This is a genomic window from Desulfomicrobium orale DSM 12838, assembly GCF_001553625.1.
Lineage (GTDB): Bacteria > Desulfobacterota > Desulfovibrionia > Desulfovibrionales > Desulfomicrobiaceae > Desulfomicrobium > Desulfomicrobium orale.
In genome coordinates this window covers 1649484-1663646 of sequence record NZ_CP014230.1, presented here as the reverse complement: position 1 = coordinate 1663646, position 14163 = coordinate 1649484, and the positions used below count along the sequence as shown (strand labels likewise).

Below are 14163 nucleotides of genomic sequence, written 5' to 3'. Positions count from 1 at the left end.
TTTCAGTTCCGCACTCCGGACAAATCCCGAACCAAGCTATTTGGTATGATTAAGGTATCAATCCTCTTGCAGGGACAGAAGATACGCTCGCAGGCCGGGCCGCCTGCCATGCAGACCCAGCTTGGCCCTGATGTGGTTGCGGTGGGAATCCACAGTGGAAACGCCTACGCCCAGACGGCGGGCGATTTCCTTGGAGGTCAGGCCCTGCCGGATCAGGTCCGCCACCCGGATTTCTGAGGGCGTCAGATTCCCACTGGCGGAAGAAAGACGGCGGCAGAAGGGCTCGGTCAATTCCCTGAGGCCCCTGCGTACGTCTTCCAGCAGGTCGAGAATGCGCGGTTCTCCGCCCAATCCGGCCAGCAGATCCAGGGCGGGCTTGATTCTGCTTCGCACATTGGCCAGCACGACCCGCTCCAGCTCCGCCCGGTCCTCCTCTCGCTGGCGCAGCAGCACCTTCAGGGCTGCATTCATTTCAGACAGACGCTCCGTCTGCTCCCGCAGTTCCGCCGTGCGCTCCCGCACACGGTCCTCCAGCTCTTCCGTACGCCGTTCCTGTTCCCGCTGCGCTTCCTTGCGCCAGGTAATTTCCGTCAGAGTGCCCGCGTATCCAAGAAGTTTTCCGGCCGGGCCGAGAACAGGGCGGGTCTGCTCCTCAACCCAGCCGGTCCGTCCGCCGGAACAGGCATAGCGGTATTCGGCCCGGAACACTTCGGCCCGGCCCCGCACGGCCAAAGCACGCTCGCGCATGAGCCAGGGCAGATCATCCGGGTGCACGGTCCGGGTCCAGCCGTCTCCCAGAGCTTCTTCAAAGGTCAGTTCCATCATGCCGCAAAAGGTCCGGTTCACGTAGACGCAGCGGTCCTCCGCGTCATCGAAGAAAATGCCCAGGGGTGAACCGTCCACCAGCACCTGAAGCCGGGCGCGCAGATGCTCCAGCTCCTGCCGCAGCGCCGCGTCCCCGGACGGATCACGGCCGTTCATGCGCCCGTGCTGCCGTTTTCGCGCCCCTTGCCGGAGCCGTGCATACACCGCGCGATGGCCGCGTTAAGCACTTTCCAGTTCACCGGTTTGGGCACATAATCGGTCATTCCCGCGGCCAGAATCCGCTCCCGGTCGCCTTCCATGGCATAAGCCGTCATGGCGATGACGGGGACCCTGATCCGGCCCGCCAGTGCCTCGTCCGCCCGCAGACGCCGGGTGGCCTCCATGCCGTCCATAACCGGCATCTGCACGTCCATGAGCACTACATCGAAATCTTCCGCCCGGGCGCGCTCCAGAGCCCGGAGCCCGTCCACCGCTGTATGGATGCAGTGCCCGGCCCTCTCCAGCATACGGCTTACGGCCAGCATGCTCACCGGATCGTCCTCGGCCAGCAGAATCCGCAGCCCGGTCAGACAAGGACATGTACCCTCCTCCCGCTCCGGACATACGGCCTCCACCCGCCGGAAAGGCAGCGCGAAACACACGCTCAGCCCCCGGCCGCCATTGTCGACGGCCAGAGTGCCGCCCATCATCCGCACCAGCCGCTTGACGATGGGCAAACCAAGTCCGGCCCCCTGATGATTGCGGACATAGGATGTTTCCCCCTGCACGAAGGGCTCGAAAATCCGGCCGAGCAGTTCGTCGGGAATTCCCGGGCCGTCATCCTCCACACTGAAAAGCACCCGCAGGGTCTGCCCACCGCTGGTCAGCAGGTGGGCACTGACCCGCACGCCGCCCTCGGTCGTGAACTTGACGGCATTACCCACCAGATTGAACAGGATCTGCCGCAGCCGGGATTCGTTCCCCAGCAGGCTCCCTGGCAATGCCGGATCGAGCATGAATTCCAGCTCCAGCCCCTTGTTCCGGACATCTCTGGAAAAAAGTCCCAGCGTGGCTTCGCGGACTTCCACAAGGCCGAAAACCCGTTCTTCCTTGTCCAGCTTGCCCGCCTCGAGCCGGGACAGTTCCAGGATGTCCGTCAACAGACCGGTCAGCCTGCGGCCCGAATCCGCCGCCATACGCACATAGGAATTCTGTTCCTCCGTCAGCCTCGAAGCTTCCAGAAGTTGCAGCATGCCCAGCATGCCGTTGAGAGGTGTGCGGATTTCATGGCTCATGTTGGCCAGAAACTCGCTTTTGGCCATGCTCGCGCCAAGGGCCTCGTCGCGGGCCATGATCAGCTCTTCTTCCATGAGCTTTCGTTCGGTGATGTCCGCGTGGGCTCCAACCATGCGGTAAGGTTTCCCGTCCTTGTCCCGCAGGCAGGTGCCCCGGCCGAGAATCCAGCGATAGGAGCCATCCTTGTGGAGAAGCCGGTATTCGGCCTCGAAGTGGACAGCCTCCAGGTCGGTATACATGAGATCGTTGACTCCAAGGACACGCTCCAGATCGTCGGGGTGGATGCGTTTTTTCCATTCTTCCAGCTTGTTGGGCAGTTCCTCGTCCCGATATCCGATGATTTCCTTCCACCGGGGGGAATAAAAAACCTTGTCAGTGACTCTGTTCCAGTCCCAAACGCCCTCGTTAATGCCGGCGATGGCCAGAGTCAGGCGTTCTTCCGCGTTCTGCCGCAGATGGATGTTCACCGCCAGCATGAGGATGAGAAACAGCGTCCACAGCACTGCATAGCCGCTGAGAAAAATGTCTCCGTATTCGTACATCGGAATTCCGTACTCCCATTGGAGGAACCGGAACGAAAAAGCGTCCCGCGCATATTGATCGATCCATGGACTCCGGCAATGTCCGAATCCTTGAACAAGCGGCCCATGCTGTCAACACCGGCCCCAATTCACCAGAGAGCAGGAGCTACGGAGGCAATACCGCCTCAAACTAGAAGTCAGTTTGCCAGAAAGGCATCCATCGTATCAATCCGGGCACAGATTGCTTCAGTGTCGATGTAAAAAAGACATATTCAACACCATATCACCCATATTGTCCGGGAATACGCGGTGAGAGTTTAATGTAAAAATTACAGTCTAATGGAAGATTTTCAAAAATACGACTTTAACCAACGGACTGGGCAGTATTGTCAATTGCCGCGATATAATTTCTTTCCCGGAGATACATCCTCCACCACCCACATGTTGCCGCCAATGACGGCCCCTGCGCCAATAGTGATCCGGCCCAAAATCGTGGCCCCGGAGTAGATGATCACATCATCCTCTACAATGGGGTGCCGGGCGATGCCTTTAACCAGATAGCCGTTTTCCTCTGTCGGGAAGCTTTTGGCTCCCAGGGTCACACCCTGGTACAGGCGCACGTTCCGACCGATGATGCACGTTTCGCCAATGACCGTACCCGTACCATGGTCGATGAAAAACGATTCACCGATGGTTGCGCCGGGATGAATATCGATGCCCGTGGCCGAATGGGCCAGCTCGGTGATGATGCGTGGAATAAGCTGCACCCCGAGCAGGTGCAGTTCGTGGGCGATACGGTAGTTGGTCACCGCCCGGATGGATGGATAACAGAAGATGGTTTCTCCGGGGTTCTTGGCCGCCGGGTCCCCGGCGAAGGCCGCCTGTACGTCCGTGGCCAGCATGTGCCGAATGTACGGCAGGGTTTTCAGGAATTCCCCGGCAATGCGCTCGGCCCGCTCCGTACACTCCCGGGAACAGGTTTCCTCGTCCTTGGTGCAGAAGAAGCAGAAGCCGCGTTCCACCTGCCGGATCAGCTCCCGCCGCACCTGCTCCAGTTTGGAGCCTGTAAAATAGGCCATGTTCTGAGGGGTGACGTAGGATTCCTGAAAAAAACCGGGAAACAACACGGATCGCAGCCTTTCCACCATTTCCGACAGGGCTTCGGCCGAAGGCATGGGAGAGCCCAGAGACGGCAGGTGATACACTCCCGCGTAGGATTCGGGACGGCACAGGTGCTCCACTACGTCATTCAGGATGCTGTCGCTCTGGGAATTTTTCATATCCGTTCAGGGTTAAAAAGTTCAGTGGACAGGTAGCGCTCGCCCGTATCGCAAATAACCGTCGCAATGCGCCTGCCACACATTTCCGACTCCTTGGCCAGACTGAGGGCCGCCCATACGTTGGCTCCGGACGAGATACCACACAAAATGCCTTCCTCCCTGGCCAGAAGACGGGCCGTACGCATGGCCTCTTCGGCATCCACGGGGATGATCCGGTCCACCAAGGAACGGTCCAGAGTTTTGGGGACAAAATTGGCTCCGATACCCTGAATCTTGTGCGGCCCCGCCGCCCCACCACTCAAAAGAGGTGAGGCGGCGGGCTCCACGGCCACAGCCAACAGATCGGGATTATATTTTTTCAGAGCCCGAGCCACTCCGGTCAGGGTGCCGCCCGTGCCCACGCCCGCCACAAAGGCATCCAGGCGTCCTTCCGCGTCCCTCCACAACTCCTGAGCCGTGGTTTTCTCATGCATGGCCGGATTGTCCGGATTGGCAAACTGGTCCGGCATGAAAGCCGAAGACGTGGCGGCCAGAATTTTCTCCGCCTCGGCCACGGCTCCGGCCATTCCGGCGGCAGCCGGAGTGAGCACCAATTCCGCGCCCAGAGCCGAGAGCAGGGTACGCCTCTCCACACTCATGGATTCCGGCATGGTCAGGACGAGCCGGTAGCCGCGTACGGCGCAGACAAAGGCCAGACCTATTCCCGTATTGCCGCTGGTGGGCTCCACCACGGTCATGCCCGGTTTCAGTCGCCCGGAGCTTTCGGCCTCGCGGATCATGTTCAGGGCGATACGGTCCTTAATGGAGGACAGCGGATTGGCGGATTCAAGCTTGACCACCACTTCCGCCGGGCAGTCCCGCCCCAGACGGCTCAGACGAACCAGGGGCGTATTGCCCACAAGTTCCAGCATGGAATCAGCGACAGGCATATGCACCTCTTTTTTCAGCGCGGTCCCTGATCGAAACGGGGGACGCGAATGTGGCATGCGCCCCGGCCCGTACGCCGGGTGAAATCCTGATGATAGTCCTCGGCCATGGTGAATGTTCCGGCCGGAGCAATCTGGGTGACCACATCCCAGCCCTTACCCCGCAGTTCCTCCACCAGAGTTTCGGTCACGGTCTTCTGTTCTTCGCTGCCATAGAACACGGCACTGCGGTACTGCGTACCCACATCGGGTCCCTGACGGTCTTTTTGCGTGGGATCGTGGATTTCAAAAAAAAGCCGGGCCAGCGTCTTAAAATCGACCACTTCCGGGTTGTAAGTCACGCACACGGTCTCGGCATGTCCCGTGTTGCCTCTGGAAACCTGCTCGTAAGTGGGGTTCTCCGTGTGCCCGCCCATGTAGCCGGAAGCGACATCCAGCACTCCCTCCACATGGCTGAAAGCATCTTCCACGCCCCAGAAGCAGCCTCCGGCGAAATAGGCTTTCTCTTCCGGGACGAAAATCATGGAGATGGAATTGACGCAGTGGCGCGTGTTTTTGGCCGTAAACTGTTCACCTTTGAAGACATGTCCCAGATGTCCGCCGCAGTTCTCGCATGTGATCTCTACCCGGTGCCCATCAGGATCCGGAGAGCGGTGTACGGCTCCGGGCAGGGCGTCGTCAAAACTCGGCCATCCGCATCCGGAGTCGAACTTGTCCGAAGAACGATAAAGCGGCGCTCCGCACTGACGGCAGACATATGTCCCCTGCCGCTTGTTATGCAGATACTCACCGGTGAACGGGGCCTCGGTGCCTTTATGTATGATGACGCGGGCCTCCTGTTCGGTCAGAGTGCGCATGGCTCCCCCTTTGGATTCTTTCTGGGCCGCGCCACCGCAAGAAATCAAAATGGCGCAGAAAATGAAAATCATGGAAATGAATATGGAATAACGAAACATAAAGCCTCCTTGAAAAATTCGATGCGGCTTTGTCCCGCACCCGCTTTCCGGCTGGGACAAAATATCCTTCCGCATCCGGTCTGTACAACTCGCAAGTCTGTTTCAGGGATGAGAACCGGGGCTGTCTTTTCCCCGATGGGATTATAATTAAGAAGGGAATGCGTGAAGGCAAATAAAAAAGGCGTTGCGCCTGAGAAGCCGCAACGCCTGGATCAGCTGGTGTCGAAGGGGGGACTCGAACCCCCACGGGATACCCCACTACCCCCTCAAGATAGCGTGTCTACCAGTTCCACCACTTCGACAAGGTATCAATTTTCCAGATACTTTCCCGCCATCCGGAATGCGGTCCGTTCTTAGGCGGGCCTCCGGTCTTTGTCCAGTTTTTTATTGCTGCGGCTGTTCGGGCTGGGGAACCGCCGGCTCCGTGGGAACAACCGGGATTTCCGGAGCCGCAGGGGCAGGCATGTCAAGCACGATGGACTCTCTGGGGATGGTGTGCTGCTGAGTGCTCCTGTAGGTGAACACCATGGAAGTAATGAAAAATATGGTGGCCGCACCAGCGGTCAGCTTGCTGAGCAGGCCTCCCGCCCCTGTGGAGCCGAACAGACTCCCGCCGCCGCCGCCGAAAATGACGCCCATTCCTTCTTTGCCGGACTGCAACAGCACCAGCACCACAAGGGTGACGCAGGCAATGATGTGAATGGTTATGATCAGGGAATCCAAGACACTACCTCCTCATTGAGCCAGAACGATCCGGCTGAAACTGTCAGCTTTCAAGCTCGCGCCCCCTACCAGCACACCATTCACGTTGTCAAGGCGGAGAATGCCGGCAGCGTTCTCGGGTTTGACGGACCCGCCGTAAAGAATGCGGACTTCAGTTCCTGTTTCCGGCAGCAGAGACATGAGGGTTTCGCGGACAACGGCATGGGCTTCGACAATTTCTCCTGGCCCGGCCACCTCGCCGGTACCGATAGCCCATACCGGCTCATAGGCCACGCACAGGCGATCGGCCGAGGCCGCGCACCGCGCCGTCTCCAGTCCCGTGCGCAGCTGGCGGGACAGCACCTCGCTCACCCGGCCCTCCCGGCGCTCCTCGATGGTTTCTCCGACACACAGGATCATAGTCAGTCCCGCAGACAGTCCGGCGGCCATCTTGCGGCCGACAAACTCGTCGGTTTCCCCGAGAACGTGCCGCCGTTCGGAATGTCCGGCCAGAGCGTAGGTGCATCCCAGAGCCAGCAGCTGCTCCGGGGCGATTTCTCCGGTAAAGGCACCCTGTCTTGCCGGATAGAAATTCTGCGCGCCCAGAAAGCAGCCCGGCGCGGTCTCAAGAGCCCGACCCACCTCGCCGAGCATGGTGAAAGGCGGGCAGACCAGCACTTCCCGGTCGGCGGGCAGACCGCCGAGCAGCTTGCCCAACTCCGCAGCCGTGGCCGCACCCTCCTCCACCGTCTTGTACATCTTCCAGTTGGCGGCCATGAGTTTTTTCATGACTTCTTCTCCAGAGCGGTGAACGCCGGAAGTTCCTTGCCTTCCAGAAACTCAAGAAAAGAACCGCCGCCCGTTGAAATGAAGGAAAACTTGTCCGTGAGGCCGGTCTGCTCCACAATGACGTTGGTGTCGCCGCCGCCGAGAATGGTCATGCCCGGCACAGCCGCCACCGCCCGGCACAGGTTGATGGAGCCCTGGGCAAAGGCCGGATTCTCGAACGCACCCATGGGGCCGTTCCAGATCACGGTTTTGGCGTCCTTGATGACCTCGGAGAAAAGCGTGTGCGAGGCTGGCCCCGTGTCCAGAATCATGCCGTCGGCCGGAATGTCCTGATAAGTGCGCACACCCGCGCCCACAGGACCGGTGGGCGATGTACCCAGAATGAAATCCACGGGCAGATAGAACCTGACGCCCTTTTCCCGCGCCGCGACCATGATGCCCATGGCTTCCTCGAGCAGGTCGTCTTCCACCAGAGAGGTTCCCACTTCCAGCCCCTGGGCCTTGCGGAAAGTGTTGGCCATGGCCCCGCCAACGATCATGGAATCGACCTTCTCCATCAGGGCTTTCAAAATGCCCAGCTTCGAGGAAACCTTGGCGCCGCCGATGATGGCCACAAAAGGACGTTCAGGCGCTTTCAGGGCCTCACCCAGATACTGCCATTCCTTCTTCAGCAGCAGACCGCCGCAGCACTCGTCCATGAACTCCGTCACGCCCACCACCGAAGCGTGCGCCCGGTGAGACGCGCCAAATGCGTCATTGACATAGACCTGCCCCAGAACGGCCAATTCTTTGCTGAATTCCGGGTCGTTCTTGGTTTCGCCGGGATGGAAGCGCAGATTTTCCAGCAGCAGCACCTGCCCCGGTTTCAGGGACCCGGCCATGGACCGCACCTCCGGCCCGATGCAGTCCGGAGCCATGAGCACGTCCCGGCCCAAAAGTTCCGACAGACGACGCGCCACGGGCTTCAGAGAAAATTCGGGCATGGGCGAACCCTTGGGACGGCCCAGATGCGAGCACACCACCAAAGACGCGCCCCGATCCAACGCCAGCCGCAAAGTGGGCAGGCTCTGCCTGATACGGTTGTCGTCCACGATGGTTTCTCCTTTCAGAGGCACATTGTAGTCGACCCGGATCAGCACTCTTTTCCCGTCCAGAGCCAGTTCATCGAGAAATTTCATATGGCCTCCTCGCGTCGCGCGTGATGGGTTGGCATGGTGAAAACGCGTCAAAACATACCGGCACCAAAAAGAAATGACAATGCCCGGCCCGGCGTTCGATCCAGGAGAAGGCAGACGCGGAGCAGCTTCCTTACAGGTCAGGGCTGCTCGTAAAACACATAGGTGGAGAATTCCGAAACCTCGAAGTAAATTTTCTTGGCTCTAGACCATCAGGCCAGTGTCTGACAGGCTAAAAAATGTTTGAAAACAGCAGGTTAAGTCGATACAAAGTCGGAAAAATCATTGAATGCTTTTGCATCGACATTGACGCTACCAGAACCGCTCTGCTCCTGAAGTTGAACAGAAAGACCGTGAACAGGTACTTTCTGGCCTTCAGGTGGTTGATTTATCTCCACCAGGTATCCAAAAAAGAGCAAATACTCGGTGTAGTTGAGGTTGATGAAAGTTTTTTTGGCCCCGCCCGGGTTCGTGGGCGGCCAGGCCCCCGAAAAAGGGGACGGGGCACGCTTAAACAACCGGTCTTTGGCATCTATGAGCGTGATGGAGCCGTTTACACAGAGCTGGTCACGGACTGCTCGGCCAAAACGCTTCAAGCCATCATCAGGGGCAAGGTTTCGCCTGAGAGTATTATCCATTCCGACTGCTGGAAAGGCTATGACGGACTGGTGGATGTGGGGTACGACAAACATTTCCGTATCAACAAATCCAGACACTTTGCGGAAAAATCGGTCCACATCAACGGTATCGAAGCATTCTGGAGCTTTACAAAACGCCGCCTAGCAAAGTTTAACGGTGTGAAGCAGAATTTCGAACTCCACCTCAAGGAGTGTGAATGGCGCTACAATCGAGCGCTGCCACAACTTCTCGCCAGCCTCAAACTTTTGGTAGCAAAAAACAAAGACCTGATGGTCTAGAGCCTTTTCTTTTCTCCCTTATCGACCTGCCCGTTCAGGTTGGCGTCCAGCACGCCATACCCGAAACGGTATCCCCTGGCCAGGCTGTCGGAAGTGCCGTAGGCTGTGGATAATTTGTCCACCTTGATAAAACGCCGCACCAGCTGCTCCCCGGTATAGATTTCCATCACGCCGTCAGTTCCGGTCCAGTTCTGGATTTTCCGGCCCAGCTGATTCTGGGCTTCCTGTGTACATCCGCACAGCATGACCACGGCCAAAAATGTCACCATATAACGCATACACCCCCTTGCGGGCAGCAGCCCGCCTATTGTTTTGTCCACCCCGGAAGCTCTTCCCAGGCGCGGCGTAAGGCTTTTTCATGCACAGAAGTCATGGGGTCAAGGGCGCGCAGCCGCTCCTGAAAGCCGCTCCCATGATTGCGGTGAAACACATGGCAGAACTCGTGCAGCATGACATGGCACGCCAGTTCCTGCGGCAGCAACAGAAGCCGGGCGTTCAGACTGATCCCGCCCCTGACCGAACAGCTCCCCCACAGGGTTTTCTGGTTGCGCACGGAAACGGCACTCACGGCGACGCCACAGGCATCCGCCAGTTCACGGCAGGCCGGAACGAGATGGTGTTTGCCCTCCCGCACCAGAAAATGTTGCAACAGCCTCGCGGCCAGAATCTCCCGGCCCGGCGGGCAGGTCACGACCAGCTCCCCTTTCCGCGCCACCAACCCGGCTATGGGGCCATGAGCGTAGTTCACGGCATAGTCGCGCCCCACAAAGACCAGCCGCACTGAGTCCGGTAAAAACGGCTGCCCCGGGCCTTCGCCCCGGGATTCCAGAACTGTCCGCCGCTTATCGATCCATCCCGCATGGCGGTCCAGAATGGCCGGCAAGTCTCCTAATGACATGTCAAAGGGCAGCATCACTTCGAGCCCCCGGCAGGAGCGCATCTTCAGCCAGACTCTGCGTGCCCGCGGATTCCGGATGACAGTGACGGGAATGTCTTTCCAGTAAAGCATACCAAAAAGGCGGCCGAAGCCGCCTGAAAAGAAACACGGCGCGGGCGGAACATGTCCATTCCCGCGCACAATGCCATTCTACCAGATTTTGGCCCGCTGGGCCTCCAGAGCCTGGGCCTGTTCCTCGAACGTGGCGAAGCCCCCCTGATGCAGGGCGTCCAGAACCGTGGTTTCCCAGTCCCAGGTGGCGTAGATGACCTGCTTGTGGAAGATATCCCTGAAGGAGGCCAGTTCCTGACGGTAGAACTCTTCCTTCATGCTGCCCAGGTTGCTCTGCAGCTGTTCGTGCAGTCTGGCCAGCTCGCCTTCATACCATTCCAGGAGATCAGGCCCCGAGGTACTCTTCTTCAGGATATGCTCATAGCGGTTTTCAGCCATGAGCATGTGCAGCCGCTCCAGATGCTGTTCCGAAAGCCAGGCGCCCAGACCCGACACGGAGATGTTCTCGGCCTCCACTTCGGCCATGTCCAGCTTGGTCTGCTGGTAAGTGTCCGGCACAACGGACGCCGAAACGATGCCCGCGATGCACACCAGACCGCGGATGACCCGCGAATTGGACACACCCTGACCACAGAATCCGACCTTTTTAGCGAACTTCTGACCGGTGAATATGGTCGTCAAAATGGCCCAGACCACGGCCGGATCCTCTTCGTCATAGATGCGGCGCAACCTCGCATTGTCGCGGTCCGTACCCAGCACCAGCTGGGTCATGTCGTTGGAGCCGATGGAGAAGCCGTCGAACTCGCGCAGAAACTCCTTGGCCAGCACGGCGTTGCTCGGAATTTCGGACATGAGGATGATCTTCAGCCCGTTATCGCCGGAATGGATGTGATGCACCTGCTCCAGATAGCGCTTCATGGACCGGGCTTCCTCCAGCGTCCGCACGAAAGGCAGCATCAGGTGCAGATTGACGCCGCCGAACGCGCCGCGAGCCAGCTTGAAGGCTTCCAGCTCCCAGTCGTGGATGTTCCGGGACACGCCTCGATAACCCAGCATGGGATTGTCTTCATGTCCCTCGAACAGAAGTCCGCCCAGCAGGTTCCGGTATTCGTTGGTTTTGTAGTCCGTGGTGCGGTAGACCACGGTCTTGCCGTGAAAAGCCATGGAAAAAAGCGCCAAGCCCTGAGCCAGACTCTGAATGTAGAGTTCCTTTCCGCTGCGGTAGCCTCTGGACTTCAATATGTCCTGAATGCGCTGGGGCAGGGTGCGCACCGTATCCATTTCGTGCTGCAGGCCGACCTTCTTGGCCACATCCTCGCGCAGGGCGGAAATCTTCTCCAGCGTCTCGACAATGACCGGATCCCGTTCGATGCGGGCCACATCCCGGGCAATGGCATCCTGGATTTCCAGCAGGCGGCGCTGGGATTGGGGATCGTTACCCAGAGTCTCCAGTTCATCGGCGTATCCCATGACCACGGCCACATGGTCCTTCAGGGAATGCGAGGTCTTCAGCACTTCGAAGCGCTGGGTGGCGAATTCCAGATGCTCGTCCAGTTTCTTGTCCAGTTCCCGCAGCTGGCGATGGATGGCCAGAACCTCGTCGGTGCCCTTGGCGCCCTCGCGCTCGGTCAGTTCCTCCATCTTGCGGGCCAGCCCCGTGATGATGCCCACATAGCTGCGCAGTTTGATGTCCAGACTGATGGTGCCTGCCGCCATCTGCTCGGATACGATCTTGGTCAGATCGTCTTCCAGCGAGGTCAGCTTGGCGCTGACCACGGCGTCGAGCCCACCCAGATCGTAGGCTTCCAGAGCCAGCGGGTGAACGCCGATATTGCCCAGCATGAACTCAGCGCGCAGAAGCCCCACCTCGAAATCCGGCACGTCGCGCAGGCGGGACAGAAACAGGGACTGCCCCACGTCGGCCAGAATAAGGCCGATCTTGGTCTTGGTCGCGGGCAGCTGGCTGACGTCGATCTCGCCGCCCACCTCCACCAGAGGCAGCAGGCCGCGGTAGACCTTGCCTCTGGAGCCGTCCACGGTCACATCCTGACCGTCCAGGGTGCGCAGTTTCTCCAGACGCTTGATGCCGATGACCGCCGGAATGCCCAGTTCGCGCGAAGTGATGGCCGCGTGGCTGGTGTCTCCGCCGGCGTCGGCCATGATGGCCGAGGCGATACGCATGCCCGGCACCATGTCCGGGTCCGTGCGTTCGGCGGCCAGCACGTGACCCTTGCTGATTTTATTCAGTTCCAGGGCCGAACGCAGGTAGCGCACCTGCCCCTGCCCCGCGCCGCGGGAAGCACCGTTGCCTTCCAGCAGCACCTCGGCTTCCTTGGCCGCGCTCTCCACCACTTCCTTGCGGCGCATGAAAATGGTGTGCGGATGCATTTCCAGTTCTTCGTTCCAGCGGGTCTCGGGCCGGGCCTGCACGAACCACAGGCGGTCCCACTGGTCGATGCAGAACTCCGAGTCCATGATCATGCCGCCGTAGCCCTTGCTGATGAGCCGCACGCCCTTGGCCACGGATTCGGCCTGGGCCAGCGACAGGGACCAGCGGTAGGCCATCTCGTCTTCCACGGTCTCGACCTTGGTGCCGCGCCCGGATTCCTTGTAGACAATGCGCTTGTCCTTGCAACCCATGTAGCGGATGACCACTTCCTGGCCGTCCTCGCGCTGGAACACGTAGAATTTGTCCGGTGTGACCAGGCCGCTGACCACCGCTTCGCCCAGGCCGTAGCTGGCGTCGATGGAGACCAGATCCTTACGCACCGTGCCCCGGCAGCCTGTGGAAGTGTCGGCGGAAAAGGCCGTACCGGAGATGACCGGGTTGATCATGCGCATGATACACACGGACAACGAGGTGTTTTCGATGGCCCATTCCTGCTTTGCCCTCACGGCGATCTCGTCGTCGCCGGTCCGCTCGGCCTTGGCCACGGCGTCGAGAATGGCTTCACGGCGGTAGGTCATGGACCGCAGGTTATAGGCCGAGGCGCAATCCCAGTGGTAGGCCTGCACCACGTAGTTCTCGCCCACGATATTCAGATAGGTGTCCTGAAGCCCGGCAAAGGCCTTCTTGCGGCTGTCCTCGCCGGCGGCCGAGGACCGCACCGCCACAGGCTCATTTTCCAGGCCGGCTTCCTTGCAGATTTCCAGATATGCCCCGCGCACGGCGTCGGCCACATCCCTGGGCAGATCCACGGACAAAATGGCCGCCTGCACCAGAACGGAGCGCTTGCGCAGCTGGTCGATGCCTTCGGGAGAGACAGCGAAGCCTTCCACCACGTTGTTGATGAAGGTGCGCAGACGAATGAGCGTGCCTTCCTGCTTGCGCGCCAGGTCCTTCACGTCCTGAGCGATCTTGCGTACAAATTTCTGCAGGAACTCCGAATCCTTGTTGATTTCCGGGTCGGCCCAGTCCGTGGAGTCGTAAGCCTTGTCCACCGTGGAGCGGACCAGGGCGGCATTGACTCTGGTCTCATCCAGAAGCTTGTGGAAGGCGATGGAGGAGACGGCTCTGAACTGCGGAGCACGCACGCCCGCTATGGTACTGATGATGGCCGTGTTGTAGTTCTTTCCGCCCACCAGAAGTTCCGCGTCCTCCCCGATGGTCACGATATCCTTGCCCGTCAGCACGAGCTGCTTCTGGATTTCCTCGATCCGCTCGGGAGTCGCAGGAGCTTCCGCCGTTTTTTCGGACTTCTTTCTGGAACTCTTCTTGTCGCTTTCGGACATTTTTTCCTCCTCTGTCGTGCGCATATCGGAATCCAGATGGATCATTCCGGGAAATCGGACGCGATCTCCCAATCAACATCGCGTTTCTCTTATGACACGAAAAAGTGCCGGGCCAC

The 14163-nt window shown here is 59.4% G+C and carries 12 protein-coding genes and 1 tRNA gene; 1 reads left to right on the top strand and 12 read right to left on the bottom strand.

Translation table 11 applies throughout. The features are described 5' to 3' along the window. Positions 1 to 57 precede the first annotated feature (57 nt). From AXF15_RS07640 to AXF15_RS07600, 9 genes are all read right to left on the bottom strand, one after another. Positions 58 to 981 carry a helix-turn-helix transcriptional regulator gene (locus AXF15_RS07640; RefSeq protein WP_066605559.1) on the bottom strand — a complete coding sequence of 308 codons (924 nt, stop codon included), beginning with the start codon at positions 979 to 981 and terminating at the stop codon, positions 58 to 60. Further along, entirely contained in the window at positions 978 to 2642 is a 1665-nt protein-coding gene (locus AXF15_RS07635) for a PAS domain-containing hybrid sensor histidine kinase/response regulator (protein WP_066605558.1), read from the bottom strand. Before AXF15_RS07635 ends, AXF15_RS07640 begins: the two co-directional genes overlap by 4 nt. 368 nt (positions 2643 to 3010) lie before the next feature. Further along, the gene (gene epsC / locus AXF15_RS07630; RefSeq protein ID WP_066605557.1) at positions 3011 to 3901 is read right to left on the bottom strand and encodes a serine O-acetyltransferase EpsC; all 891 of its coding nucleotides are present in this window, start codon (positions 3899 to 3901) and stop codon (positions 3011 to 3013) included. Next, the gene (gene cysK / locus AXF15_RS07625) at positions 3898 to 4830 is read right to left on the bottom strand and encodes a cysteine synthase A (protein WP_066605556.1); all 933 of its coding nucleotides are present in this window, start codon (positions 4828 to 4830) and stop codon (positions 3898 to 3900) included. The genes epsC and cysK overlap by 4 nt, the downstream gene beginning before the upstream one ends. A gap of 14 nt (positions 4831 to 4844) precedes the next feature. Next, positions 4845 to 5783, bottom strand: coding sequence for a bifunctional methionine sulfoxide reductase B/A protein (locus AXF15_RS07620; protein WP_236884745.1), 939 nt, complete (start codon positions 5781 to 5783; stop codon positions 4845 to 4847). A 217-nt stretch (positions 5784 to 6000) separates the two neighbouring features. Then, positions 6001 to 6085: transfer RNA gene (locus AXF15_RS07615), tRNA-Leu, on the bottom strand. A gap of 82 nt (positions 6086 to 6167) precedes the next feature. Then, positions 6168 to 6506 carry a preprotein translocase subunit SecG gene (gene secG, locus AXF15_RS07610; protein WP_066605554.1) on the bottom strand — a complete coding sequence of 113 codons (339 nt, stop codon included), beginning with the start codon at positions 6504 to 6506 and terminating at the stop codon, positions 6168 to 6170. A gap of 12 nt (positions 6507 to 6518) precedes the next feature. Continuing rightward, the gene (gene tpiA, locus AXF15_RS07605) at positions 6519 to 7274 is read right to left on the bottom strand and encodes a triose-phosphate isomerase (RefSeq protein WP_066605552.1); all 756 of its coding nucleotides are present in this window, start codon (positions 7272 to 7274) and stop codon (positions 6519 to 6521) included. Further along, entirely contained in the window at positions 7271 to 8452 is a 1182-nt protein-coding gene (locus AXF15_RS07600; protein ID WP_066605548.1) for a phosphoglycerate kinase, read from the bottom strand. The genes tpiA and AXF15_RS07600 overlap by 4 nt, the downstream gene beginning before the upstream one ends. Positions 8453 to 8688: 236 nt before the next feature. Here AXF15_RS07600 and AXF15_RS07595 point away from each other — a divergent pair, with 236 nt between their 5' ends. Continuing rightward, positions 8689 to 9366 carry an IS1595 family transposase gene (locus tag AXF15_RS07595; RefSeq protein WP_066605545.1) on the top strand — a complete coding sequence of 226 codons (678 nt, stop codon included), beginning with the start codon at positions 8689 to 8691 and terminating at the stop codon, positions 9364 to 9366. On the opposite strand, the gene AXF15_RS07590 is transcribed toward AXF15_RS07595, so the two are convergent. The 3 genes from AXF15_RS07590 to AXF15_RS07580 all read right to left on the bottom strand — a co-directional run bounded on the left by AXF15_RS07590 (position 9363) and on the right by AXF15_RS07580 (position 14047). Next, entirely contained in the window at positions 9363 to 9635 is a 273-nt protein-coding gene (locus AXF15_RS07590; RefSeq protein ID WP_236884744.1) for a hypothetical protein, read from the bottom strand. The genes AXF15_RS07595 and AXF15_RS07590 overlap by 4 nt on opposite strands. A 35-nt stretch (positions 9636 to 9670) precedes the next feature. Then, a complete protein-coding gene (locus AXF15_RS07585) occupies positions 9671 to 10375 on the bottom strand; it encodes a M48 family metallopeptidase (protein ID WP_066605542.1) in 705 nt (234 codons plus the stop codon). 78 nt (positions 10376 to 10453) lie between these two features. Further along, entirely contained in the window at positions 10454 to 14047 is a 3594-nt protein-coding gene (locus AXF15_RS07580) for a PEP/pyruvate-binding domain-containing protein (protein WP_066608810.1), read from the bottom strand. Positions 14048 to 14163 lie beyond the last annotated feature (116 nt).

Bases quoted from the DNA above. Each gene is read 5' to 3' on its own strand.
- AXF15_RS07640 (WP_066605559.1), bottom strand. From the start codon at position 981: ATGAACGGCCGTGATCCGTCCGGGGACGCGGCGCTGCGGCAGGAGCTG.
- AXF15_RS07635 (WP_066605558.1), bottom strand. From the start codon at position 2,642: ATGTACGAATACGGAGACATTTTTCTCAGCGGCTATGCAGTGCTGTGG.
- epsC (WP_066605557.1), bottom strand. From the start codon at position 3,901: ATGAAAAATTCCCAGAGCGACAGCATCCTGAATGACGTAGTGGAGCAC.
- cysK (WP_066605556.1), bottom strand. From the start codon at position 4,830: ATGCCTGTCGCTGATTCCATGCTGGAACTTGTGGGCAATACGCCCCTG.
- AXF15_RS07620 (WP_236884745.1), bottom strand. From the start codon at position 5,783: ATGTTTCGTTATTCCATATTCATTTCCATGATTTTCATTTTCTGCGCC.
- tpiA (WP_066605552.1), bottom strand. From the start codon at position 7,274: ATGAAAAAACTCATGGCCGCCAACTGGAAGATGTACAAGACGGTGGAG.
- AXF15_RS07600 (WP_066605548.1), bottom strand. From the start codon at position 8,452: ATGAAATTTCTCGATGAACTGGCTCTGGACGGGAAAAGAGTGCTGATC.
- AXF15_RS07595 (WP_066605545.1), top strand. From the start codon at position 8,689: ATGTTTGAAAACAGCAGGTTAAGTCGATACAAAGTCGGAAAAATCATT.
- AXF15_RS07590 (WP_236884744.1), bottom strand. From the start codon at position 9,635: ATGGTGACATTTTTGGCCGTGGTCATGCTGTGCGGATGTACACAGGAA.
- AXF15_RS07585 (WP_066605542.1), bottom strand. From the start codon at position 10,375: ATGCTTTACTGGAAAGACATTCCCGTCACTGTCATCCGGAATCCGCGG.
- AXF15_RS07580 (WP_066608810.1), bottom strand. From the start codon at position 14,047: ATGTCCGAAAGCGACAAGAAGAGTTCCAGAAAGAAGTCCGAAAAAACG.